We start from the raw sequence: 23,046 nt of genomic DNA, 5'->3' as shown, positions 1-23,046 counted from the left end.
AGATCTCCTCAGCGCCAGATCAGTTTGAGCACCGCCGGGGTCAGCAGCATGCGGATCACCGTGGCGTCGAGGATCAGCGCGGCGATCATGCCATAGGCGATGTACTTCATCAGCACGAGGTCCGAGAACCCGAACGCACCGGTGACCACGATGAGAATCGCTGCGGCAGAAGTGATCACACCGCCGGTGTGGGCGATGCCGTAGCGGATCGCCTCGGGTGGGTCCGCGCCGCCCGCTCTGGCCTCGGCGACCCGCGACAGCAGGAAGACCTCGTAATCGGTGGACAATCCGAAGACCACCGTCACGATCAGCGCGAGCACCGCGAACATCAACGGACCGGGAGTGAAGTGGAAGATCCCGGCGCCGTGCCCCTCCACGAAGATCCAGGTGAGCACCCCGAGGGTCGCGACCAGACTCAACCCGCTCATCGCGACTGCCTTGAGCGCCAAGATGATCGAGCGGAACGCCGCGTACATCAGCAGCAGCGCCGCGGCGGCGAGCAGCGCGACGAGCAGCGGCAGCCCTTCGAGCAGTCCGTTGATACTGTCGCGTTCCAACGCGGGCACCCCGGCGACCATGACCCGCACTCCCGGCGGTTCGGGTATCGCGCGCAATGCGTCGATCACCCGGTCGGCGTCGCGTTTGTCGCCGAGTCCGGCATTGAGCACATTCACGCCGTCCTTGGTCGGCGCGCTGGGTTCGAAGCGACCGGTGAGGCCGGGCACCTGGTTGGCCTCGTACCGGATATCACTGAGCTGCTGCGGATTCGCGCCGACCACGACGAGTTTCAACGGTTCGGTGCGGAAACTCGGGAACAGGTCGTCGAACCGTTCCTGCGCGACCCTGGCCGGATTCTCGGCGGCGAGATACTTTTCGCTGATGCCGCCGAATTCGATATGCCGGAACGGAATCGCGAGGGCGAGCAGCGCGAGCACGATCGGAATCGTCACCGCCAACGGCCGGCGCATCGCCCAGCGCGCGAGCCGGGAGAAGAATCCCGCGTCGATCTGCGCCTCGGTCTTGCTCCGGGAGAACCGCTTCCAGCCGAGGAAGTCGATACGGTGACCGGCGACGCCGAGCGCGGCGGGCAGCGCTGTCACCGAAAGCAACGCGGCGAGCAGAACGGAACTGATACCGCCGTAGGGCACCGACCGCAGCACACCGTTCGGGAAGATGAACAGCGCGGCGAGGCTGATGGCGATGATCGCGGCGGAGAACATCACGGTGCGCCCGGCCGTGGCCACGGTGCGCGCGGTCGCCTCCTCCACGGTGCGTCCCGCGGCGAGTTCTTCGCGGAACCTGGTCACCGTGAACAATCCGTAGTCGATCGCGAGACCGAGACTGACCAGGGTCATGACCGTGCTGGCGAACACGTTCACATCGATGATCCCGGTGAGCACCCGCATGATGCCCGCCGTGCCGAGAATGGTCATGCCGCCGATCAGCACCGGGAGCAGCGCGCCGACCATCCCGCCGAAGACGAAATACAGCAGGATCGCCACCAGCGGCAACGCGATCAGTTCGGCGCGGTGGATATCGTCCTGCATCCCGGTGTTCAATCCGGCGAGGATCGGTTGCAGCCCAGCTGTCTGCACGGTCGTGCCGCCCGGTCCCCTCCCCTGCCCCCCGGCCCCGAGGTCGTCCTTGATCGCCGCGTAATTCTCGACGGTCGCGGTGCCTTCACCCCGCAACCCCACGCTCGCGAAGGCGTGGGCACGCGAGGCGTCGGTGGCATTGGCGGCGAACGGGCTGTCCCAATAGCTGTCGATTTTCAGGATTCGGTCCGGATACCGGGCGAGCAACTGCCCCAGTGCCCCGGTCACCGCCGAGCGGACCTCGGGATCATCGACCGTGGCTCCTTCGGGCGCGGTGTAGAGCAGGATCAGGTCGCTGTCGGTATCGCGGCCGAAGGTGTCGTCGGCGATCTTCGACGCGGCCACCGATTCGCTGCTCTCGTCGAACCAGCCCTCCTGCGTGAGCCGACCGGCGAGATCACGTCCATACCAGCCCGAGAGCAGCACCATCAGCACGAAGATACCGAGTACCAGGTAACGGTTCCGGTAGACGAGATACCCCCAGCGCAGGGATTTCGAATCCGGCCCCGGCGACGACGCGGGGTGCGATCGGGACCGAACCCGCAGATTCACCACGATCGGCTATCCGCAGGCGGGGGTGCGGTAATCGGCGGATCGTAGGATGCCGCACAGATCTGTCCTGGAGATCTTCCACTTGCCGTCGATCAGCACGAAGTGCACCACCGTGGTGCGGATGACGGTGCCGCTGCCGTCCTTGTCCAGGCGCATGGTCGCGGTCAGGGTGCCGTCGCGGTTGTCGAACACCGGATCGGTCACGCCGTAGATGGCCCGCGGATTGTCCTGCAGCGCCTTGTACATGTCGGGGATGGCGTCTTTGAAGACGTTGCCGTCCTCGATCAGATCGGTGCGCTCGCTATCGGGCAGCGCCGGATCCAGCGCCCGCTTGATCTGCGCGTCGAGTTCGGCGGCCGACGGCAGCGGACGGTTCGCGGCACTCGACGACGCCGCTACCGAGGAGGACAGCGATTCGTTGGCGCGCGAACGCGCGGCGTCGACGGACGCCTCGTCCGAACTCGAATCGCAGGCCGAAGCCACCGCGAGGACGCCGACGAGGGCGAGGAGGGTTCGGGCAAGTCGTGTGGGTCGCATCACTTCCTAGATACCATCTATGACGGAACTGATCCGCCCCAGCAGGGCCCGCACGGTCGTGACGTCCCGATCCACGACGGTCCCGACCGGCGCGGCGTCCGGAATCATATCCCGGACCAGTGCGACCACACTGCGTTCGTCGCCGAGATCGACGTCGGTGACCCGCACCCGCGCCACCGCGACCACGTCCTCAGGGCCCGGCACATCGGAATCGAGATCCGCCCGGTAGATCTCGAGCAGGAGCGTGGCTCTGACGGTGCGAAACGCGTACGGCCTGCCGTCCGCCGTCGTGCCGAATCCGTGGGCGTACGGACCGACGGTGACGTCGTCTATGGCGAATCCCGATCGTCGGTCGGACTTCACACCGCGGCTCCCTGTGTCGGACATTGTTTCAACACTAAGGTAACCCGCGCCACCGACATTCCATGCCCGCGGCGGACCCCCGTCTGCCCCGTTGTCACCCCGACATGGTCAGATGGTGACGTCGTGCTGTCACCTCGGTAGTTAGGAGTTCGGTGGATGCGCCCTCGCGGCTCGGTCCCCTGTGCGCTCGTTGGCGCGGTGGTGCTCGCGTTGCTGACGACCGGATGCTCCTCCGATAACGGCACACCCGACGTTCCGACCCGAGATCCCGCCGTCGCGGCGGTCGCCCCCGCGACGACCGCCGCACCCGCGGGCGAGGTCGCGAGACTCGCGAATCCCATCGGTGCGCTGCTGGCGGAATCGGGTACCGGGCAGCTGGTGGCGCTCGACGCGAGCAGCCCCGCCGCCACCGTGCTCTTCGTGCTCGATCCCGCGACATTCCAGCGCCGCGATCCGGCCGGAGCGCCCGATCCCGCCGTGAAGACGCTTCCGCTGCCCGCGCCCGCCACCGCGCTGGTCCAGGGCAAGCCGGGTGAAGTCCTGCTCCCCGCGCGCGATCGGATCCTGCGCGTCGATCTCGCGACCGGGGTGAGCACCGAGATCCCCGTCGACGGTGACGCCAGGTCGGTGCGATACCGCCCCGACGGCACGTTTGTCGTCGGCACCTCCGATGGGAAGGTCCGCACCGTCACCGCCACCGGCGAGGTGGTACGGACCGTATCCGGTCTGGTCTCCGCCGACGTCCTCGCGACCACTCCCGACCACATCGCCGTGCTCGACCGGCGCCAGACTTCGCTCACCGAGATCGACCCGTCGCGGGACCGGCTCGGCCTCGCTCTGCGCGCGGGCGACGGTGCGACCGATATGATCGCCGACCACTTCGGCCGAGTCATCGTGGCCGACACCGCGGGCGGCGAACTCCTGGTCTATACGACCGGACCTCTCGTACTGCGTCAGCGTTTCCCGGTAGGATCGTCGCCTTACGCGCTCGCCTACGATCGACGGTCCGAGACCGTGTGGGTGACGTGCACGCAGAGCAACGAAGTCGTCGGATTCGATCTGTCGACGGGGATACCGAAGGAAGTGGGCCGGTTTCCCACCGTGCGCCAACCCGATTCGGTGACCATCGATGAACGCACCGGTGATCTGTTCGTCGGATCCGCGACCGGGGACGGTCTGCAGCGGATTCCCGCGGACGAGCGGAAGAGAGGGCAGTAGATGGCGCCGAACACCTCCCGCGGGGCACTACCGGCGAGCTGGGAAACCACCAGCGACGATTACGAGTACGTGCCGCTGCGACTACCCAAGGACGTGAACCGGGTCACCGCGTCGATGCGTCTGGCTATCCAGGCCGAATTCGGCGGCTGGGAACTGTCCCGGGTCCGCGCCTACACCGACGGCAGTCGTCGGGTGCTGTTGCGCCGTCGAAAATCTACGCTGCTACCCCAGTCGGAACCGGGGATGTGACGCGGCCGATGTACGCACTGGTGCTTCGCTTGATGTTCCTGGTTCCGCCGGAGCGGATCCATCATCTCGTCTTCGCCGCGATGCGCCTGGCAGCGCGTTTCGCGCCCACACGCTGGGTGTTGAACAAGTTGTTGGTGTCCGATGACCCGATCCTGCGCAATACCGCGTTCGGCGTCGAGTTCCCCGCGCCGTTGGGCCTTGCCGCCGGTTTCGACAAGAACGCCGACGGCGTCGACGTGTGGGGCCCGCTCGGCTGGGGTTTCGCCGAGATCGGCACCGTGACAGCACAGGCTCAACCGGGCAATCCGGCGCCGCGCCTGTTCCGCCTGCCCGCCGATCACGCCCTCATCAACCGGATGGGTTTCAACAACCACGGTGCGGCGCGTGCCGCGCGGCAGTTGATCGCGCGTTCCAGTGCCGTGCCGATCGGCGCCAATATCGGCAAGACCAAAATCGTCGAAGCCGCCGACGCGGCCGCCGATTACGCGACGAGCGCGGCGCTGCTCGGTCCCCTGGCCGATTTCGTCGTGGTGAACGTGAGCTCGCCCAATACGCCCGGGTTGCGCGATCTACAGGCCGTCGAATCCCTGCGGCCCGTCCTGCAGGCCGTGCTCGACCAGGTCCGGGTCCCGGTCCTGGTCAAGATCGCCCCCGACCTGTCCGACGACGATATCGACGCCGTCGCCGACCTCGCCGTAGAACTCGGACTCGCGGGCATCGTCGCCACCAACACCACCATCCGCCGCGACGGACTGCGCACCGATCCCGCCGAGGTCGCCGCCATGGGGCTGGGGGGCCTGTCCGGCGCGCCCATCGCCGACCGCTCCCTCGAGGTGCTGCGGCGCCTCTATCGCCGCGTCGGCGATCGCGTGGTCCTGGTGTCGGTCGGCGGTATCGAAACCCCCGACCAGGCGTTCGAGCGAATCCTGGCCGGGGCCACCCTGCTGCAGGGCTACACCGGTTTCATCTACGGCGGCCTCTTCTGGACCCGCACAATCCACCGCGGACTCGCCGAACGCCTGCGCGCCCGGGGATTCACCTCGATCGCGCAGGCGGTCGGCGCGGAGTACACGGCCTGAGTCTGATCCACCTACCCGAGTACCCGCGGCGGCTCGATCACATGGCGCGACATCCTCGGCCCCCCGGGAGCCCGGCCCCTGGACGGCGCGTCCTCCATCATGCGCGCCAGTATTCGCGTCGCCAGCAGGATCACCACCTGTTCGGCCGAGAGACCGAGCGCGGCGGCACGGGTGTCGACGGCGGCGTGCACGCCGGGATCGTTCACCCGGTCCGGATCGCTGAGCATTTCGTCCATTTCCATTCCGGCCAGTGCCTGCTGCCGGGTGAGCGGGCGATCCGGCAGCCAGCTCAACCGCCAGACCTCCTCGTCCGAATCCGTTGTCCGGTGCGCCGATTCGGGTGTCACGTCACTGATCATCGTTCGTGTGGTGGTGTGTACGTTCATCGCTGCCTTCGGGTGCTACAGCTGAGCAGGGACTGCTCGGGGGATGTGCTGGTCGGCCGGCATCGTCCGACGAACCGCGCATCGGTGAGTGCCGGAATACCTGGGTGCTGACGGTCTCGCGGAAACCGTCCCCGCGGGTGCGTGAGTGTGTCTCCGGCGGCATGCCACCGGTCACGTCGGCGGCCACGAATGTCCTCGTCGAGCATCCGGGCCGCGTGTTCGGACGCAGACCGAATCGTGATTCCCCGCGCTCCGGGCCCGCCTGCGCCGGCGAGGCTCGATACGCTGGGCATCACGGTGATCACCAGATCCTCCCTGACTGGTGGACGACGTAATCGCCTGCCTTCCAGTGTGTCTGCTGCGACGATGCGACGCCACCGAAATTAGGGCAGTTGCCGCGACGGCGACCGGCAATTGCCCGCGCTACGTGGGGGTTTGCCGGAAAAGGTGTGGCCTAGCCCCCTTACGCGGAATATCGTGGGGGCAGGCGCATATCGGCCGAATCCCAGGAAGGCGGATCGCGCGCATGGCCCCGCAGGACGCCCGTACCGTGATGATTCGCGATATTCTCACGCGTCTGTGCACGTACTACGGTCTGAAGCCGGAACGCCTCGGCAGCACCGAAATCGACGTCGGCCCGCTGCTGGAACTGACGGTTGTTCGCGAGCACGCACATCGAACGGGATTGTCGCCGGGCGACTCCATGCTTCCGGTGGTGCGCGATATGGCGCGAAGATTGCCGCCGACCGATCTGCTGATCGCCGACGCCACCCTGTCGCTCGGGCATTTCCGTGAAAATCCCCCCGGGGGAATCGATCTCGATCAGCTGTATGCCGACAGACTCGGCACGCGCCGCGAATACCTCGTCCAGCAGTGGCTGCCGCTGCACGAGGCATTACACGCCGAAGCTATCCCCGCCGCCCCGACGGTCAAACGCCTTCGGACCACGACCGAGAGCGACACGTTCACCGCACTGGCGAACCTGCTGGCGACGGGCACGGGTCACGTCATCGCACCGGCCGCGTCGAGCGGCAAAATACTGGTGTCGCTGCCAGATTCGACAGCACGCCCTGGTCGGATCACTGTCATCGGGGACACCGTCATCGACGATATCTACCGCGTCGACCGATTTCCTTCCATCGAGACGCCGACCTCGGCCGAATACGTCGAGCACCCCGGCGGGAAAGGTCTCAATCGCGCGGTGGCCGCGGCACGGCTCGGATTGGACGTGCACCTGCTCTCCGTAGTCGGCGATGACGACAGCGGCCAGAAGATCCTCGACTATCTGGCGCACGAGGGCGTGCACCGGGATCTGGTCAAGGTGGCGCGGGACGGGTCGACATCGAAAACCGCCGTCATCATGAACGCCAGCGGCGACACCCTGCTGATCGGGTGCCGCGATGATCGGAGCACACTGGCGGTGGAGGATGTCGAGACCTCGGCCGCCGTCGCCGTCATGAAGGCATCGGATGTGGTGCTGCTGACGTTCGAGCATCCACGCGGTGTCACGGAGCGGGCGCTCGCCCTGGCTCGACAGATGCGGCCCACACCGCAGGTAATCCTGTGCCCGACGCCGACCGTCGCTGTGCCGCAGGATTTCTACCGCTACCTCGACGCGGTCGACTACATTGTCGCGACGCCGACCGAACTGCGCAGAATGCTTCCCGACCAGCCGTCGGCGACGAGCAAGGACAGTGCGCGGCGTCTGCGCGGACTCGGGGTGCGTGCCGTCTGCGCTATCGACGAATTCCACTGTGCGGTCTGGTCGGATGAGGTCACCCTCGACATCTCGCATTTCCGTGGGGCGCTGAAACGAGCCCCGGGCGCCACCGCCGCTTTCGCCGCGGCACTGGCCTATCGCATCGTCGTCTCGGACGGACCGTTGCGGCGCGAGGATGTCATCTGGGCGACCGCGGCGATGATCCCGACACAGAAACTGGGCCCTGCGGCGAGCACCATGCCGGAGCGGAGTCAGGTCGACGCGATCGTCAGGCTGGCGGGCGACGTTCACCAGTGACACCTATCCTGAAGCGGGAGTTCACAGCACCGGAGGCAGTGACGCATAGCCTTGCGTGACACGGCCTTGGTCGTGGTCCGCGACATTCTCACCAGCGCTTACTATCGGCCAGGACCGCAGCGGCAAACGGATCCTCGACGATTGCGCACGGGGGGCGACGGGCCCGACCCTGCCTCGAGCCCGACGGCCGCGCCACGCGAGGGCGGCGATGATCGGCTCGAAAGACCCGAGCCGACGCCTTCATTCGTGGTCATGCGGTATTCGACTCGCGCTCTGCACAATTCGAGACACACAAGTATTCCAATCCTCGAGCTCGCGAGCGACTATCCGTCGATACAGCAGAACCGCCGCGTGCTCCCAGTCGATGCCGAGAACATCGGCGCGATCGGCGATGGCCGCATGCGCGATACCGTCGTGGATCAGATCGGGATCACTGAGCAGTTCATCGAGTTCCATACCCGCAAGCGCCTGCTCACGGAGCAGAAACAGATCCGGCAGCCAGCTCAGGCACCAGATCCGATGGGCGGGAGGGGGTTCCCGGCACGCGTATTCAGGTGAGCGATCGCTGGTCATCATCCAGGTGGTCGCGTGTATCGTCATGTTGGCTCCGGCATTACAGCTCCAACTGCTCCCACGGAATTCCGAGTTGACCGGCGGTGTGGACTGCCCGCAGAAATGCGGCGTGTTCGTGCCGGTTCGACTGGGTGCTGACGATCTCGGCGAGATCCATCCCCGCAAGTACCTGCTCGCGAGTGAGCAGGCGATCCGGTAACCAGCTCAGCCGCCACGATTCGAGCCATTTCTCGGCGGACGCGGTGCGCCGAATGCTCGGCGATATCGAATATGGTCACGAATTGCTCCTATCGAGCATCCGCACGTGCGAGGCCGTTCCGAGTGCACCGTGATTCGCTCTGCGGCGGCTCGTGTGAACGACGTCGGTTCGCACGGCGGACCACCGTCGGGGAAGCCCGATATTCCGGCCCTTGCGGTAGGTGGTGGGTCACCGCTGCCGTTCCGAAGTCCGCGAAACGGTCGTGCGTCGCGCGGATCGCGGCTGGATCGTTGTTCGAACAATTACGCCGACAACGCTTTCCGGCCGGTGATAACCTTCTGCCCGTCCGGGCCGATCCGAAGTGGTCAGGAAACAGGCCGGACGATCGACGGCACGGGAAGCGCCGTGGGCGAGGACCGAGGCCGATCGGTTCGGCTCGTCGGCCGGTGATTCGCTCAACGTGGGAAGTTCGACTCCGCTTCGCTGCCGGGGCGGTGCTGTCCACGCCGCCGAATACGCCGCTTCACAAGATTCATTCCGATCACCAGACCCTCCCTAGCTGCTGGTGGGCGATGTTCCGATGACACCAGTGTGGCTGGTTCCCCGGACAATCGCCACTACCTGATTGCCAATTGACATCTCAACTATGCCAATTGGCATCAACCACCTACTCTTTTCACCGTCAATAGCCTGGATAAATAGGCCAATACCGCATATCGTAGGCGTGCACACCGATCGAAAGATTCGCCCCGGGGAGGAACAGATCGACCTATGGCGACCCAGGACTCCGCAACTGTCGCCGTGCGGAACGTCCTCGCGCGACTCAGCAAGCAGCGAAAGCAAGAATATTTTCGCGCTCGTTCTCCAAAAGCCTGATACGCCCGGGATCGGTATATATATCGGCGTGGCTGGGAGCGAATTCGCCGTGGAAGTCGATGAGTCTATCCTCGAGTCACTCTCTGCGAATTGTTGGAGCGCATACGCCCGAGTCGAGGGGTGCATCCGAAGTCGGCTGAACTTCTCGCCCGCAGGTCGATGCGGTCACGGGATGCATAGCGACACATGACGATCGTGCGGGCATTCACATCCGTCGAAAGCAGACCGTTCCATGTCCGGCCGAAGATCGCCCCGAAAAGATCGCGATCTGTTGCATCTCGCAGACGAGCTCCGGGCCTCGGTGATGCGAGCTTCGATGCGGAGGGCGCGACGCCCATGGTCGCGGTCGATTCACCGCCGATTCACCGCGATCTCCGGTCCGCCTACGTACTTCCGGCCGCTGGTTCGCGAGAAACGGACACCCTGAACACACTTCTCTGGCTACGATAAGTGAGCCGCGCCACTCGATGACGCGCCGACCCGCGAGACGATGACATACGCAACGCCACATTCTGTCGTGGTCGCGGGTCCACCAGCAGCGGTACTGCGGGCGCATCGAGATCGGTCTACGACAGAGTTATCGGGAACAGGGAAGATGAGCACAACAGAAATCGGTTTCGCACACGAGTCCGGCAAGACGGTGTATACCGTGCCCGAGGCATTCCAGGAGACCGTGAAGTTGCGGCCCGATCAGGTCGCGTTGCGCACGGTCGGCGGCACGCTCGAGATCACCTGGCAGCAGTACGCGCAGCGCGTCGAAGCGCTCGCGGCCGGACTGTCCGCACTGGGCGTCGGGCACGGCGACACGGTCGGCATCATGCTCACCAACCGGCCCGAATTCAACCTGGTCGACACCGCCGCACTGCATCTGGGCGCGACGCCGTTCTCGATCTACAACACCAGCTCCCCGGAGCAGATCACCCACCTGTTCACCAATGCGGAGAACAAGGTCGTCATCACCGAGAGCGCGTTCCTCGACGCCATCAAGGCCGCGGGCGTGTCGTCCATCGAGCACATCGTGCTGGTGGACGGCCAGGCCGAAGGAACGGTGTCACTCGCCGATGTCGAGACCACCCCGGTCGCGGACTTCGATTTCGCCGCGGCCTGGCAGGCGGTGACGCCCGACGATCTGGCGACCCTGATCTACACCTCGGGCACGACCGGCCCGTCCAAGGGCGTCGAGATCACCCATCGCAATGTGATCGCCCAGATCATCGCGCTGGTCAAAGGTCCACTCTCGGCCGGTTTCGACGACCGGGCCATCTCCTATCTGCCCGCCGCACATGTCGCCGACCGCATCTCCGGGCACGCGATCAGCCTGCTCACCGGAATTCTGATCACCAGCGTGCCCGACCCGCGCGAAATCGCCGCGGCACTGCCGGACGCGCAGCCGACCATCTTCTTCGGTGTGCCGCGCGTATGGCAGAAGATCAAGGCCGGAATCGACGGCAAGCTGTCCACCGAGGCGAGTCCGGTGAAGAAGGCACTCGCGAAGTGGGCGATCGAAACCGGTATCGCGGCCGCTCGCTCGGATCTGGCGGGTAAGCGCCGTGGGCCGGTGCTGGGCCTGCAGTACAAGATCGCGGACGCGCTCGTGCTGTCCAAGCTGCGGCACGCGCTCGGACTGCAGAATCTGCGCGTGGCGTCTTCCGGCGCGGCCGCGATTCCGGCGGAGACCCTCGAGTACTTCCTCGGACTCGGCCTCACCGTGAGCGAGGTGTGGGGCATGTCGGAGACCACCGGCGTCGGGACCTACACCGAATTGGACAAACCGCGGCCGGGTTCGGTCGGCCGACCCGTCGATGGGCTGGAGATCAGACTCGCCGCGGACGGCGAACTGCTGGTACGCGGCGCGATCGTCACCCCGGGTTACCGCAAACAGCCCGATAAGACCAAGGAGGCGCTCGACTCCGACGGCTGGCTCGCGACCGGCGATGTCGCGACCATCGACGCGGATGGCTACGTGCGCATCGTGGACCGCAAGAAGGAACTGATCATCAACGAGGCGGGGAAGAACATCTCCCCGACCAATATCGAGAACGCGGTGAAGGCGGGCTCTTCGCTGGTCAGCCAGGTGGTCGCGATCGGTGAGGCCAAGCCCTACATTTCCGCGCTCATCGTGCTCGACCCGGACACCGCGGCTCTGCGCGCCAAGGAATTGGACGTTCCCGCCGACGATCCGACCGCGCTTGCCACCCGCAAGGAGATCATCGACGAGATTCTCGCCGCGGTGGTCGCGGGCAACAAGAAGCTGTCGCGGGTCGAGCAGATCAAGCGGTTCACCATCGTCGGGAAGCCGTGGGAGCCGGGCGGCGACGAGCTGACCCCGACCATGAAACTCAAGCGCAACCCGATCGCGGCGAAATACGCCGAGGAGATCGCCGCGCTCTACACCGATCCGTTGCCGGACACCGTCATCAACGTCTGAGTTCACGACAAAGGACCGTGGCCCCGAGCGTTCGGGGCCACGGTCCTTTTCGTCTACTACTTCTGTTCGTAGGTGGCTACCAGGACCGCGCGGGCCAGGGTGTGGGAGAACAGGTTGAAGCCGAGGTAGGCGGGCGTCGCCGTCGACTCGATACCCAGACTGTCCACGTCGACCGCGTGGACGACGATGAAATAGCGGTGCGGGCCGTGTCCAGGCGGCGGGGCCGCGCCGACATATCCGGCGAAACCTCCGTCGTTGTTCAGCGTGATCGCGCCGGTGGGCAGCGCGCCGCCCTCGGAGCCGGAGCCCGCTCCGGCGGGCAGCGAGGTGACATTCGCCGGAATGTCGGCCACGGCCCAATGCCAGAAGCCCGACGCCGTCGGCGCATCGGGATCGTAGACGGTAACCGCGAAACTCTTTGTGCCCTCGGGGAATCCGGACCAGGACAGTTGGGGCGAGATATCCTTGCCACCCGCACCGAAGACACCGCTGACCTGATCGTTGTGCAGCGGGCTACCGTCGGTCACATTCTCGGAGGTCAGGGTGAAACTCGGAACCTGCGGGAGTGCCTCGTAGGGGTTGTAGGTCATCGTCTCTCTTCCGGATCGTCGGTTGTCGGAGAAGTGCGGGTCGGGTTCAGCTATTGAGCAGGAAGTGTTCGAGCACCCGCGTACCGAATTCGAGGGCGTCGACCGGGACTCGTTCATCGACGCCGTGGAACAGCGCGCTGAAATCCAATTCGGGCGGCAGCTGCAGCGGCGCGAATCCGAAGCAGCGAATGCCCAAGCGGGCGAACGCTTTCGCGTCGGTGCCGCCCGACAGCATATAGGGCACCGTGCGCCCCTGCGGATCGTTCGCGAGGATGGCGGCGTTCATCGCGTCGACCAGGTGACCGTCGAATGTCGTTTCGTAGGAATCGAGTTCGGTGATCCATTCGCGTTCGACATCGGGACCGATCAATTCGTCCACCTCGCGCTCGAACGCCGCCTGCCGTCCCGGCACCACGCGGCAGTCGACGACCGCCTCGGCTGTCTGCGGAATGACGTTCGCCTTGTAACCGGCCTGCAGCATGGTCGGATTCGCGGTGTCGCGCAGGGTCGCCCCGATGATGCGGGATATGGTGCCGAGCTTCGCCAACTGGCCCTCGATATCGGGACTGTGCGGATCGAATTCCAGTCCGGTCTCCTCGGCGACCGCGGTCAGGAATTCGGCCACCGAATCCGAAAGCACCAGCGGGAAGGTGTGTTTGCCGAGTCGCGCCACCGCGGCGGCCAGAATGGTCACCGCGTTGTCCTCGTGCAGGAACGAGCCGTGACCCGCACGGGCCTTGGCCCGCAGGCGCATCCAACCGAGCCCCTTCTCGGCGGTCTCCACCAGGTAGAGCCTGCGCACGCTACCGTCGGGGCGAGGCACCGTCAGCGAGAACCCGCCGACCTCACCGACCGCTTCGGTGACTCCATCGAACACGTCGGGACGGTTGTCGACCAACCACTGCGAACCCCATCTGCCGCCGTTCTCCTCATCCGCGAGGAACGCGAAGACGATATCGCGCGGGGGTACCGTGCCCTCGACCTTGAACTGGCGCGCGATGGCCAGCATCATGCCGACCATATCCTTCATATCGATCGCGCCGCGCCCCCACACATACCCGTCGCGGACCGCCCCCGAGAACGGGTGCACACTCCAATCCGAGGCCTCCGCGGGCACCACGTCCAGGTGACCGTGCATCATCAGCGCGCCCCGGCTGGAATCGGCGCCCTTCAGCCGCGCGAACACATTTCCGCGACCGGGCGCACCCGACTCCAAGTACTCGGTGGTGTAGCCAACCTGCTGCAGTTGCTCAGCGATCCATTCCGCGCATTCGCGCTCCCCCTTGGTCGTCGCCAGATCCCCGGTGTTGGAGGTGTCGAACTTGATCAGCGTGCTGACCAACTCCACAACCTCGTCCACCGCGCGCGACCTGCTGCTGATCCGACCCGATCCTTCGCCAGTAACCGACACGCCCCCTTTCCTACCACTGCGGGCGAGCACGTGACACCACCCCACCCGTGATGCCATCGGGTACGCGGCGTCGGCGTGCCGATTCCCGTAGCCGCGCGCCAACATCACCCTGATCGCAATGTCCGCGACAGCGAGGCGAGTTGCCGAACGAGGCCGAGCGGCGCATGGTCATCGGTGATCGAGACGAGGAGGTGCGATGCGGCTGAACACGGTACGGGCGCGGGAGCTTTTCGCGGGCGAGCGCGTCGCCCGGCTCGCGACGGTCTCCCCCGACCTGACCCCGCATATCGTGCCGATCGTGTTCGCGGTGTCCGACGATATCGTCTACACGGCGGTCGACGCCAAACCCAAATCCACCACGGCGCTGCGCCGACTGGCCAATATCGCCGCCAACCCCGCCGTCGCGCTCCTCGCCGACCACTACGCCGACGACTGGACCCGCCTGTGGTGGGTCCGCGCCGACGGCTCCGCCCGCCTCGCCGACGCCGCCGAATCGGAGCACGCCCTCCCCCTGCTGGCCGCCCGCTACCCCCAGTACATCACCCACCCCCCGCCTGGGCCCGTCGTGATCATCCGAGTCACCCGATGGACCGGGTGGGCCGCGAGCTGATGTCGTCTGCGGTGGGTACGATTCGGGCCGAACGCGGTAGAGGCTCGGTCGAGTACAGAGGAGCGGACGTGCTGAGGCAGTTGTACTCGACCGACGGCTTGCTCGAGGCGCCACTGGTGGAATCCGATGGCAGCGTCGTCTTCTCGAACGTGACCGGCGGCGGGATCTTTCGGCACCGCGGCGGCGAGACCGACATCGTGGTCGATCGTCGGCGTGGCGTCGGCGGACTGGCATCGCACGCCGAGGGCGGCCTCGTGATGACCGGCCGCGACCTCGCCTTCGCCGATGGCGACCGACAGCACACGCTCCTCTCGATCGACGGTGCCACCGGGTTCAACGATCTGACCGTCGCGGCTGATGGTTCCGTCTACGTCGGCGTCCTGCGGCACCGCCCGCAGCAAGGGGAATCGGCGGTGCCGAGCGAAGTCGTGAGAATCGATCCCGGTGGCATCGTGACCGTCGCGGCGTCCGATATCCGGTGGCCCAACGGGCTCGGCTTCGCGCCGGACGAACAAACCCTCTACGTGTGCGAATACGCGGAGCGGCGGGTACTCGCGGTACAGCAGGGCCGCACGAGGGTCTTCGCCACCGCACCGACCGGAGAATGCGACGGACTGGCCGTCGACGTCGAAGGCGGCGTGTGGGTCGCCCTCGGCAGCGGGAGCGCCGTCGCGCGCTTCACCCCTGACGGCACACTCGACACGATGATCGATGTGCCCGACGGATTCGTCTCCTCGGTGGCGTTCGACGGTGAGGTCCTCTACATCACCACCGCTTCCCGACTGCTCAGCACGTCGGTGGGCGTCCGCGGACACGCCGTGGCCATGGCCCGCATTCCGGTGCACTGATCCCGGCATCGTAGGCAGGCGAATATGCCTGTGCTCCAAGTCCATTCGACTGATCACTTCGCGAGCGCATCGGCCGCGCCGAGAGGAGGCCGAGGGGTATCTCGGCGAAATCTGGGTACAGCCGTGAAGTGGAGGAGAACAGCACCGAGCCGACCGCGCGACCGAACGAGTCCGACGACTCGCGCGAGGTCATCGAGCAGGTGAACGGTGTACTCATGCTGGTGTACGGGATCACCGCCGAGCAGGCATTCGCCTTGCTGCGCACCTGTGCGCAGGACAGCAATATCAGCGCGGCGCAGTTGGCCGAACGGATCGCGACCTGCCTGCCCACCCTGTCCGATTCGCCCGCACTGTGGCAGACACGGGTGCAACTCAACCGAATCCTGCTGGTTCCGGATGCGCACGGAGCGGGCCGAGCCCGCTGAGTAGGCGCCCCCACTGTCGATCGGGTGGGCGCTGTGGTCGACCCGCGCACCCTCGCTCGGGTACGTGATCACCCGGCAGCGTCGCGACGCTCGATCCGCGAGATGGTCGAGACGGTCGCCGAGCGCGTCGTCGCGGTGACCTCGCCGATGATCGCCGCTGTCGCGGCGCGGCCTTCCGGTGCGGCCACCAGCGGGTACACGTGGATCGCGTTGCGGCAGACGGTGACCCGCACGTCGGCGCCGGCTTCGGCGGCGAGATCGCGGAAGCGAAGGACATCAGGGTAGAGCAGATCCCTTGTACCGATATAGACGTGGGTCGGCGGCAGACCGGACAGCGGGCCGTTGATCGGGCTCAGCAGTGGGTCTGCCATATCCGTGCCATGCGCCCAGGCCCGGCCCGCTTCGACGAGCCCGACGCGGCTGAGCCACGGATCGTAGATTCCGCTGTTTTCGGACATCGTCAGGTCGAGCCACGGCGAGATGAGTATCAGCCGGTCGGGGGCGGGTAGCTCGCGCTCGGCGAGGGTCTGGGCGAAGCCGAGGGCCAGACCGCCACCGGCGGAATCGCCGATGATGGTGACCGCGGCGGCGGGATGCTCGGACAGCGCGCGCTCATAGACGGCGGTGAGCATCCCATAGGCGTCGCGGTAGGAGTACCGGGGCGCGAGGCCGTAGAGCGGCGCTTCCACGGCTACACCCGCGTCGGCCAGACGCGAGATCAAAGTCCAATGCGGACGGGCGATCTCACGGTAGTAGCCGCCGCCGTGGACGTAGATCACCAGATGCGCGGCCGGACCGGCCCCGGGTAGCACGCTGTAACAGGCGAATTCGCCGAACCGTCGCATGCGGACCGCATGGCGGTTGCGCAGCTTTCGCGGCGGCGTCCCGGATTCCTTCGGCGCGGCGATCTGCGCCCGCGCTCGTTGCGCCGTTGACATCAGAGGTTTGGATACCCGCTGCATGTACAGGCTCGCCATCCTCATCGCGAAACTCATCGGTCAGACCCTTCATCATGGCGCAGCCCTGGACTACCGGACTCCGATCGAGGCGGGGATACCCGGGCACCGGCGGATCACACCTCGTCCGCGATACGGACAATCAGGGCGAGCGAGGGTGAAGTCCGCGGTGCGTTCCCCCCGCGACGACGACCGTCGGGTGAGTTCGCCCGATTCCCTCCCCCACGCTGGTTAGACTGCCGACGTGACCGACCTCGCGGACTTCACGCGGCTGATCGCAGGCGACCACGGGCTGTGCGTCGTCTCGACCCTGCGTGCGGACAGCACGATCCAATCGTCCCTGGTCAACGCGGGCGTGCTGAAACACCCCGATACCGGTGCCGATGTGGTCGCCATGGTGGTGCACGGAGGCACCCGCAAGCTGGACAATCTCCGCGACCGGCCACGGATGACGGTCGTGGTCCGCGTCGGCTGGGAATGGGCCGCCGTCGAGGGACCGGTATCGATCATCGGTCCCGACGATCCGGCGCCCGCGTTCGATGCCGAACGGCTGCGGATTCTGCTCCGTGAGGTGTTCAGCGCGGCAGGCGGCACGCACGAGAATTGGGACGAGTACGACAGGGTCATGGCCGCCGAACGTCGCGCGGTCGTTCTGGTCGCGCCTGACCGCGTCTACGGCAACGGCTGACCTGCTCCGACGGGCCAGGAATTCGGATCAAACCGATCGGGAGGGGTCACCCGCGCCGACACGCTCATTACCGTGGTGCGGGTGAATCTGAATCTGGACCGAAAACGGGCGATCGTCACCGGTGGCAGCCGCGGTATCGGAGCGGCGGTCGCGCGCGGGCTCGCGCTCGAAGGCGTCGACGTGGTGATCGCGGCGCGCGACGCCGTACAGCTCGAAGCCACGGCGCGCGCGATATCCGAGGAGACGGGCCGGCGGGTGATCGCGATACCGACCGACACCGGTGCCGACGACCAGGTCCAGGCGCTGGTCCAGCGCACCGTCGCCGAACTGGGCGGCGTCGACATCCTGGTGAATTCCGCCGCGACGCCGTGGAGCGCTGGTCCGAGCACCGATCTGGCCGCCACCAGCGACGATATCGTTCGTCGTGAGGTCGAGATCAAAGTGCTCGGATATCTGCGCACCGCGCGTGCCGTCGCACCCCACCTGCTCGAGCAGGGCTGGGGCCGCATCATCAACATCAGCGGACTCGGTGCCCGCCAAGCCAATTCGATCGCCCAGACGATCCGCAATATCAGCGTCTCCGCACTGACCAAGAACCTCGCCGACGAACTCGGCCCGAAGGGCGTCAACGTGACGGTCGTCCATCCCGGCCTGACCAGAACCGAAAGGCTCACACAGCGATTGGCGGCGCGCGCCGAGGAATCCGGGCAGACGATCGCTGAACTCGAAGCTGAGCTGGCCGAGAACACGCTGCACCGCGTCATCGACGCGTCCGAAGTGGCCGATGTGGTCACCTTCCTCGCCTCCCCACGTAGCATCGCCATCACCGGCGACGCCATCGCGGCAGGCGGCGGCGTTCCCGGCCCGGTCTTCTACTGACCAGCAGGCCGATGGCGAGATCCTCGGCCACCTCCAGGAAGCGTGTCCAGCGGGCGTGCACCCCCCGCTTCGGGACCAGGTCTGGTTCGATCGCGAGCTCTGACGTCATCGAGTTGGGTTGACGCGGGCGCGGAGTTCGGATTCTGGTCGTCAACTGATACCCTCGCAGGTCGCTGGCACCGGCGGCGTCCGGTCAGGTGGGACAGGGTTTCACGCTCGCCGGTCGAGAACGGCGCGGATGGTTCGCTCAACGAAATGTCGGAGCAACTTTCGCGGCTTCGCGACCAGGACATCTGCGCAATACCGACCACGACGATCGTGTCCACCCCCACGGTCGAATGGGCCCCGCGAGCAGCGACATCCTGCGCCGCGAATCTTCGTCCGGTTGATCGATGACCATCGAATGAGTGAGTCGACACGGCGCGTAGCTCGCGGCGAGTCGAGTGGGGTCAGGGGTGGACTGACCCAATACGTCCAGCTGGTGGTTCATGTGAATTGATCGGACTGCCCGCGCGTCGGTTGAGGTGGTGGAAGTTGAATACAGGCGACCAGCCTCGAGATAGTGTCGTCCGAACTTCATCGGCCCGGCGTGTGTTGATAGTCGGCGCCGGCGTCGGCGGCATCTCCGCCGCCCGCGGACTGCTGCGCGACGGTCACGACGTGACCGTGTTCGAACGTGCGTCGGCCGTGCGAGCCAGTGGTGGAGCGGTGACCATCTGGCCCAACGGCGCGAAGGTGCTCAGCCAGCTCGGCGTCGACATGGCCGGAGCCGGTCAGGTCCTGTCTCTGGTGCACGTGTCGACCGCGACCGGTCGCCGCGTCGCCGCTATCGACGTGACGGCGTTGAACGCCGAATTGGGAGCGCCCACCCGAATGGTTCCGCGGCGGGTACTGCTGGAACGACTGATGGACGACTTGCCGCTCGGTCGTATCCGCTGCGACGCTCGTGCCGTCGCCGTGACCAATACTCCCGACGGCGTGCGAGTCGACTTCGCAGACGGTACATCGGCCGAAGGTGATCTGTTGATCGGCGCGGATGGGCGACACTCGATGGTGCGCGCGGCGTTCAACACACAGGACGCGGTTCCGACCGGCTGGTGCAGCTGGCAAGGGCTGGTCGAGCTCCCTGACCTCGCCGACAGCGATGTCGCGGTGATCATCATCGACAAAGGCGGAAACCTCGGCCTGTCGCCCGCAGGTAATGGCAGCCTCCAGTGGTGGTTCGATCTACCCTGGTCCCCGGGTTTCGTACGACCGGACTCCCCCATCGACACCATCAGGTCACATTTCACCGGCTGGTCCCAGCCGGTCGACCGGGTGCTGGCGGCGTTGACCAACGACGACCTGAGCATGTCGCCGTTTCCCCACTTCCGGCATCCGATACCGCGTGAATGGGGACAGGGCCGATTCACCCTGCTCGGCGATGCCGCCCACACGATGCCGCCCACGCTCGCCCAGGGCACCAACCAGGCGCTGCTGGACACGATGGTGCTGCGCCGGGCACTGGCATCACCGCGCACCGTGCCCGAGGCGCTGCGCTGGTACGGGAAGACCCGGCGACGCAAGGTCGCCGCCGTCTCCTGGGTGACCTCACGTCAGATCTCGCACGGCGAGTCCGCGATGAAGCCTGCCGGGCTACTTCCGCCGGGCTTCGTGACCCGGGTGCTGACGAGTTTCCTTCGGGCAGTGAGCCATTCCAGAATGTCGGCCGAAGCCACCGGGAAACTCTGGCCCATCGACACACGATGATGTGACTCGAACGGCGTGACGCACCGATCCGCGTGGTCCTCCTCCGGACGACGGTTGCCCTCCGACGGGCGTCAGTGCGGTGACCTCCGGCCCTTCTCGCCCGTGGCAATCGTCGACGGCCGCCGCACGCCGCTGTCAGCGCCGGAGAATACGTCGGATACGCGCACGGATATCGGGGCGGTCGCCCGGCGCGGAGCCGGCGACTTCGACGACTTCCTGTGCCGACTCCGCCTGTGCCGACTCCGCCTGGGCCGACTCCGCCTGTGCCAATCGCATGTGCAATTGTTCGCGGACCTGCTCGGGCGTATATGCCCGGCGGCGGCGTTCCGCACGCACCACCACCACACCGGTCGCCACCACACCGGCCGCACCCGCCAATCCCACTGCCTTCCACCACCTCATACCGCATAGGCTACGGCCATGACGGGTAAGAGCATCAGTCTCGATCGAGCGCTCGAGGTCACCAGAACCGGCGACATCTGGCTTTTCCGTGGACATTCGACCGCCGACCGGGTGATCCGCATGACGACCAACAGTCCGGTGAACCATGTCGGCATGTCCGTCGTGATCGACGATCTACCCGCGCTGATCTGGCACGCGGAACTCGGCCGATCCCTGCCCGATATGTGGTCGGGAACCGAGCATCGCGGCGTCCAGTTGCACAATCTGCGCGACGCGGTGCTGGTGTGGGCGCACCGCTACGGTCAGCAGGCGTGGTTGCGCCAGTTGAACCGTCCGGCCACCCGCGAGATGGAGGACGGCGTATTGCGCACCATCGCCCGGCTCGACGGAACCCCGTTCCCGTCCACCGCCGGTCTGGCCGGACGCTGGCTGCGCGGCCGGGCGCGCCTGCCGCGCCGCGCAACGCGTCAGAAGGCCGCCAGGGAACTCGAGAGCGCGTACTGCGCGGAGATCGTGGCGGCGACATATCAGGCGATGGGATTGCTGCCGGAGCATCGAAGCCCCAACTGGTACGACCCGGGCCGATTCTGGAGCGGAGACGGACTGGGTTTGTCCGGCGGCTACGAACTGGGTGGCGAAATCGCCGTCAGGACACCGCCCGCGCCGGAATCCTGACTCGGTCAGCACCGGTTCCTTCCCAGGGAGAAATCGACGATGTCGGAATCGAACTCGCTGTAGCGCGCGTACTGGAGCAGCTCGTTCAGCCTGCTGCCCGGCGGCATCCGATCCAGCAGCCCGGATTGTGTTCCCTCGGCAAAGATTTCCCGTAGCCCGGCCTCGGCGGCGAACAACGCCACCAACGGATTGAACGCACCGGGCAAGCGTTGAATCCGGCCGGAGGACAGCCCCGCGCGAAACGCGACGCGCTTATCAGCGGCTGAGGTGGCGGCAGCCAATAGACCCGTCATCGGACACATCCTTCGGAAGTCTCGGCGCCCGAGCCAGGGCGTCGTCGGAGATCATGCAGTTCAACTGCGGCAATTCTTCCGGAGTCGGGCGAACGCTCGCGCCCCGCCGTCGCGAACACCCGCGACACTTTCCGATATCCGCCGTGCCGGTAGTCAGCGCGTCCCCGGCTGATTCGCGGTCCCCTCGAACTGACCGGTGCCTGCGAGGATCGTCGTGAGCACCCGAACCAGTTCGGCCTGCCGATGCGTTCCTGTCTTCTCGAAGGCGTGTTGCAGATGTGTGCGCACGGTGTTCACCGAAACCGACAGCTCCTCCGCGATCGAACGCAGACCCTCACCGCGCAGCGCTGCCGCCGCGACGCGCGCTTCGGCCGCGGTCAACCCGAACAGTTCCCGCAATGCCTTCGGTCCTCCCGTGATTGCCTCACCCGGGTCGACGATGACTACGAGCGCCGACGCCGAACGCTCCTCACGGCACCCGGATTTCGGATTCAGCGGCGCCACCAGCAGTGCGTACTGGCCCGCGCCGCTGCGCCGGGGAACGAGGGTGCGTCCGCCGTCGCACGGCCCACCCGCTCGGATCGCCGAATCTATCAGGGTGCGCAACACGGCCGCGGATCGATTGTCCGACGATTCGAGGTGGCCGCTGCGTCCCCTGCAGAGGCCGTCGCGCGATTCCAGGATCGACAGGGCCGACGGGTTCGCGTAGCTGATCGCCCCGCCGCTCGACACGATCACCAGTCCGTGCCGGTGCACGTCGAGCACACCGATCGCTCGATCACGTTCGGTCCTGACGTCCGTCAGACAGGACTGGACGGTCAGCGCTTGCCGCAGATGCGGGAGCAGCAGTCGCAGTACCGACGCGGCCTGCACTCGGTCGAGATCTCGATCCCGGTCGGGATACACCCCGACCCACGACATCTCGCCGCCACTGCTCAGCACTGCGAGCATCCCGTTGCCGAGTCGGTTCGGCACCATCCAGCCCTCGAAGAACGGATGCCTGCGCAGGTATTGCGGGCCGAGCAACTCCTCGCATGTGGTGATGACACCGGCGGGTTCGCGTTCGAGCGCCCGCGCGAACGGATCGATACGCCAGAATCCGGCGTTGTAACTTCGGCGCAGGTCGTCCGCCCCGGGTGAACAGACGGTCATCCGTCGCCTACTCGCGCCGGAAACGACCAAGCCGCCGTGGTATCCGCCCACCGCCGCGACGATATCGCGCACCGCGGGCGGCCAGTCACCGGAATGCAGCGCCGCGCGGTTGATGAGCGCGACGATCGCGGAGAACCTCTCGATTGTCAGTGTCATGTGAAATGTCCTGCGGCGCAATCGAACCAGCTGACAGCGGGCGGGTTGACCATAGATGTTCGAGCAGTACTTCACACGAGTAGTCCGATACCCGATTCTACTCTCCCGCATGCCATCAACGGATTCGGCGTCCTCATCGG

The 23,046-nt window shown here is 66.3% G+C and carries 23 protein-coding genes and 1 pseudogene; 13 read left to right on the top strand and 11 right to left on the bottom strand.

Annotation, left to right across the window (positions count from 1 at the left end):
• Positions 1-8: 8 nt before the first annotated feature.
• The 3 genes from ABZS43_RS26655 to ABZS43_RS26645 are packed head-to-tail and all read right to left on the bottom strand — an operon-like array spanning position 9 to position 3,047.
• On the bottom strand, positions 9-2,147 hold the full coding sequence (locus ABZS43_RS26655; RefSeq protein ID WP_355038702.1) for an MMPL family transporter: 2,139 nt from the start codon (positions 2,145-2,147) through the stop codon (positions 9-11).
• Positions 2,148-2,156: 9 nt separating this feature from the next.
• Positions 2,157-2,684 (bottom strand): hypothetical protein, encoded by a 528-nt coding sequence (locus ABZS43_RS26650; protein ID WP_355038701.1) that lies wholly within the window; start codon positions 2,682-2,684, stop codon positions 2,157-2,159.
• Positions 2,685-2,690: 6 nt separating this feature from the next.
• Positions 2,691-3,047, bottom strand: coding sequence for a hypothetical protein (locus ABZS43_RS26645; protein WP_355038700.1), 357 nt, complete (start codon positions 3,045-3,047; stop codon positions 2,691-2,693).
• A gap of 156 nt (positions 3,048-3,203) precedes the next feature.
• On the opposite strand from ABZS43_RS26645, the gene ABZS43_RS26640 reads away from it, so the two are divergent.
• From ABZS43_RS26640 to ABZS43_RS26630, 3 genes are read left to right on the top strand one after another with little or no spacing between them, the layout of a single operon-like run.
• Entirely contained in the window at positions 3,204-4,265 is a 1,062-nt protein-coding gene (locus tag ABZS43_RS26640; protein ID WP_355038699.1) for a hypothetical protein, read from the top strand.
• A complete protein-coding gene (locus ABZS43_RS26635) occupies positions 4,266-4,514 on the top strand; it encodes a DUF5703 family protein (protein WP_355038698.1) in 249 nt (82 codons plus the stop codon). It abuts the gene before it with no gap.
• 8 nt (positions 4,515-4,522) lie between these two features.
• Positions 4,523-5,593 carry a quinone-dependent dihydroorotate dehydrogenase gene (locus ABZS43_RS26630; protein WP_355038757.1) on the top strand — a complete coding sequence of 357 codons (1,071 nt, stop codon included), beginning with the start codon at positions 4,523-4,525 and terminating at the stop codon, positions 5,591-5,593.
• A gap of 11 nt (positions 5,594-5,604) precedes the next feature.
• On the opposite strand, the gene ABZS43_RS26625 is transcribed toward ABZS43_RS26630, so the two are convergent.
• On the bottom strand, positions 5,605-5,940 hold the full coding sequence (locus ABZS43_RS26625) for a hypothetical protein (RefSeq protein WP_355038697.1): 336 nt from the start codon (positions 5,938-5,940) through the stop codon (positions 5,605-5,607).
• A gap of 361 nt (positions 5,941-6,301) precedes the next feature.
• Between ABZS43_RS26625 and ABZS43_RS26620 the strand changes: the two genes are divergently transcribed.
• Positions 6,302-7,996 (top strand): PfkB family carbohydrate kinase, encoded by a 1,695-nt coding sequence (locus ABZS43_RS26620; protein WP_355038696.1) that lies wholly within the window; start codon positions 6,302-6,304, stop codon positions 7,994-7,996.
• Positions 7,997-8,236: 240 nt separating this feature from the next.
• On the opposite strand, the gene ABZS43_RS26615 is transcribed toward ABZS43_RS26620, so the two are convergent.
• Positions 8,237-8,596, bottom strand: coding sequence for a hypothetical protein (locus tag ABZS43_RS26615; RefSeq protein ID WP_355038695.1), 360 nt, complete (start codon positions 8,594-8,596; stop codon positions 8,237-8,239).
• Here ABZS43_RS26615 and ABZS43_RS26610 point away from each other — a divergent pair.
• Positions 8,595-8,768, top strand: coding sequence for a hypothetical protein (locus ABZS43_RS26610; protein WP_355038694.1), 174 nt, complete (start codon positions 8,595-8,597; stop codon positions 8,766-8,768). The two genes, ABZS43_RS26615 and ABZS43_RS26610, sit on opposite strands and share 2 nt — an antisense overlap.
• A gap of 1,471 nt (positions 8,769-10,239) precedes the next feature.
• The gene (locus tag ABZS43_RS26605; RefSeq protein ID WP_355038693.1) at positions 10,240-12,072 is read left to right on the top strand and encodes a long-chain fatty acid--CoA ligase; all 1,833 of its coding nucleotides are present in this window, start codon (positions 10,240-10,242) and stop codon (positions 12,070-12,072) included.
• A gap of 56 nt (positions 12,073-12,128) precedes the next feature.
• Here the strand turns inward: ABZS43_RS26605 and ABZS43_RS26600 are convergent, their stop codons facing one another.
• Positions 12,129-12,662 (bottom strand): YbhB/YbcL family Raf kinase inhibitor-like protein, encoded by a 534-nt coding sequence (locus ABZS43_RS26600; RefSeq protein ID WP_355038692.1) that lies wholly within the window; start codon positions 12,660-12,662, stop codon positions 12,129-12,131.
• 46 nt (positions 12,663-12,708) lie between these two features.
• Complete coding sequence (locus tag ABZS43_RS26595) at positions 12,709-14,073, bottom strand: M20/M25/M40 family metallo-hydrolase (RefSeq protein WP_355038691.1); 1,365 nt, start codon at positions 14,071-14,073, stop codon at positions 12,709-12,711.
• A 196-nt stretch (positions 14,074-14,269) separates the two neighbouring features.
• On the opposite strand from ABZS43_RS26595, the gene ABZS43_RS26590 reads away from it, so the two are divergent.
• The 3 genes from ABZS43_RS26590 (at position 14,270) to ABZS43_RS26580 (ending at position 15,956) form a co-directional block, all read left to right on the top strand.
• Positions 14,270-14,683 (top strand): TIGR03668 family PPOX class F420-dependent oxidoreductase, encoded by a 414-nt coding sequence (locus ABZS43_RS26590; protein ID WP_355038690.1) that lies wholly within the window; start codon positions 14,270-14,272, stop codon positions 14,681-14,683.
• 68 nt (positions 14,684-14,751) lie between these two features.
• Positions 14,752-15,531, top strand: coding sequence for an SMP-30/gluconolactonase/LRE family protein (locus ABZS43_RS26585; protein WP_355038689.1), 780 nt, complete (start codon positions 14,752-14,754; stop codon positions 15,529-15,531).
• 128 nt (positions 15,532-15,659) lie between these two features.
• A complete protein-coding gene (locus ABZS43_RS26580; protein WP_355038688.1) occupies positions 15,660-15,956 on the top strand; it encodes an ANTAR domain-containing protein in 297 nt (98 codons plus the stop codon).
• A gap of 68 nt (positions 15,957-16,024) precedes the next feature.
• On the opposite strand, the gene ABZS43_RS26575 is transcribed toward ABZS43_RS26580, so the two are convergent.
• Positions 16,025-16,951: an alpha/beta hydrolase gene (locus ABZS43_RS26575; RefSeq protein ID WP_355038687.1), complete on the bottom strand. Its 927-nt coding sequence runs from the start codon at positions 16,949-16,951 to the stop codon at positions 16,025-16,027.
• A 205-nt stretch (positions 16,952-17,156) separates the two neighbouring features.
• Between ABZS43_RS26575 and ABZS43_RS26570 the strand changes: the two genes are divergently transcribed.
• The 3 genes from ABZS43_RS26570 to ABZS43_RS26560 all read left to right on the top strand — a co-directional run bounded on the left by ABZS43_RS26570 (position 17,157) and on the right by ABZS43_RS26560 (position 20,228).
• The gene (locus ABZS43_RS26570; protein ID WP_355038686.1) at positions 17,157-17,600 is read left to right on the top strand and encodes a TIGR03618 family F420-dependent PPOX class oxidoreductase; all 444 of its coding nucleotides are present in this window, start codon (positions 17,157-17,159) and stop codon (positions 17,598-17,600) included.
• An 81-nt stretch (positions 17,601-17,681) separates the two neighbouring features.
• Entirely contained in the window at positions 17,682-18,479 is a 798-nt protein-coding gene (locus tag ABZS43_RS26565) for an SDR family oxidoreductase (protein ID WP_355038685.1), read from the top strand.
• 591 nt (positions 18,480-19,070) lie between these two features.
• A complete protein-coding gene (locus ABZS43_RS26560) occupies positions 19,071-20,228 on the top strand; it encodes an NAD(P)/FAD-dependent oxidoreductase (protein WP_355038684.1) in 1,158 nt (385 codons plus the stop codon).
• Positions 20,229-20,363: 135 nt separating this feature from the next.
• Here ABZS43_RS26560 and ABZS43_RS26555 read toward each other — a convergent pair whose 3' ends face one another.
• Positions 20,364-20,630: a hypothetical protein gene (locus ABZS43_RS26555; protein WP_355038683.1), complete on the bottom strand. Its 267-nt coding sequence runs from the start codon at positions 20,628-20,630 to the stop codon at positions 20,364-20,366.
• An 18-nt stretch (positions 20,631-20,648) separates the two neighbouring features.
• Here ABZS43_RS26555 and ABZS43_RS26550 point away from each other — a divergent pair, with 18 nt between their 5' ends.
• Positions 20,649-21,305 carry a hypothetical protein gene (locus ABZS43_RS26550; protein ID WP_355038682.1) on the top strand — a complete coding sequence of 219 codons (657 nt, stop codon included), beginning with the start codon at positions 20,649-20,651 and terminating at the stop codon, positions 21,303-21,305.
• Between the two features lie 176 nt (positions 21,306-21,481).
• Here the strand turns inward: ABZS43_RS26550 and ABZS43_RS26545 are convergent.
• Together ABZS43_RS26545 and ABZS43_RS26540 are read right to left on the bottom strand one after the other, a co-directional pair.
• Positions 21,482-21,598 (bottom strand): annotated as a pseudogene (locus ABZS43_RS26545) (methylisocitrate lyase); the annotation flags it as partial.
• Between the two features lie 153 nt (positions 21,599-21,751).
• Entirely contained in the window at positions 21,752-22,906 is a 1,155-nt protein-coding gene (locus tag ABZS43_RS26540; RefSeq protein ID WP_355038681.1) for a LuxR C-terminal-related transcriptional regulator, read from the bottom strand.
• Between the last annotated feature and the right edge of the window lie 140 nt (positions 22,907-23,046).

The organism is Nocardia sp. NPDC005366 (genome assembly GCF_040606855.1).
In the GTDB taxonomy this organism is placed as follows: domain Bacteria; phylum Actinomycetota; class Actinomycetes; order Mycobacteriales; family Mycobacteriaceae; genus Nocardia.
This window is presented reverse-complemented; position numbering and strand designations above follow the sequence as displayed.

Bases quoted from the DNA above. Each gene is read 5' to 3' on its own strand.
- ABZS43_RS26650 (WP_355038701.1), bottom strand. From the start codon at position 2,684: ATGCGACCCACACGACTTGCCCGAACCCTCCTCGCCCTCGTCGGCGTC.
- ABZS43_RS26640 (WP_355038699.1), top strand. From the start codon at position 3,204: ATGCGCCCTCGCGGCTCGGTCCCCTGTGCGCTCGTTGGCGCGGTGGTG.
- ABZS43_RS26635 (WP_355038698.1), top strand. From the start codon at position 4,266: ATGGCGCCGAACACCTCCCGCGGGGCACTACCGGCGAGCTGGGAAACC.
- ABZS43_RS26630 (WP_355038757.1), top strand. From the start codon at position 4,523: ATGTACGCACTGGTGCTTCGCTTGATGTTCCTGGTTCCGCCGGAGCGG.
- ABZS43_RS26610 (WP_355038694.1), top strand. From the start codon at position 8,595: ATGTTGGCTCCGGCATTACAGCTCCAACTGCTCCCACGGAATTCCGAG.
- ABZS43_RS26615 (WP_355038695.1), bottom strand. From the start codon at position 8,596: ATGACGATACACGCGACCACCTGGATGATGACCAGCGATCGCTCACCT.
- ABZS43_RS26605 (WP_355038693.1), top strand. From the start codon at position 10,240: ATGAGCACAACAGAAATCGGTTTCGCACACGAGTCCGGCAAGACGGTG.
- ABZS43_RS26600 (WP_355038692.1), bottom strand. From the start codon at position 12,662: ATGACCTACAACCCCTACGAGGCACTCCCGCAGGTTCCGAGTTTCACC.
- ABZS43_RS26590 (WP_355038690.1), top strand. From the start codon at position 14,270: ATGCGGCTGAACACGGTACGGGCGCGGGAGCTTTTCGCGGGCGAGCGC.
- ABZS43_RS26575 (WP_355038687.1), bottom strand. From the start codon at position 16,951: ATGAGTTTCGCGATGAGGATGGCGAGCCTGTACATGCAGCGGGTATCC.
- ABZS43_RS26555 (WP_355038683.1), bottom strand. From the start codon at position 20,630: ATGAGGTGGTGGAAGGCAGTGGGATTGGCGGGTGCGGCCGGTGTGGTG.
- ABZS43_RS26550 (WP_355038682.1), top strand. From the start codon at position 20,649: ATGACGGGTAAGAGCATCAGTCTCGATCGAGCGCTCGAGGTCACCAGA.
- ABZS43_RS26540 (WP_355038681.1), bottom strand. From the start codon at position 22,906: ATGACACTGACAATCGAGAGGTTCTCCGCGATCGTCGCGCTCATCAAC.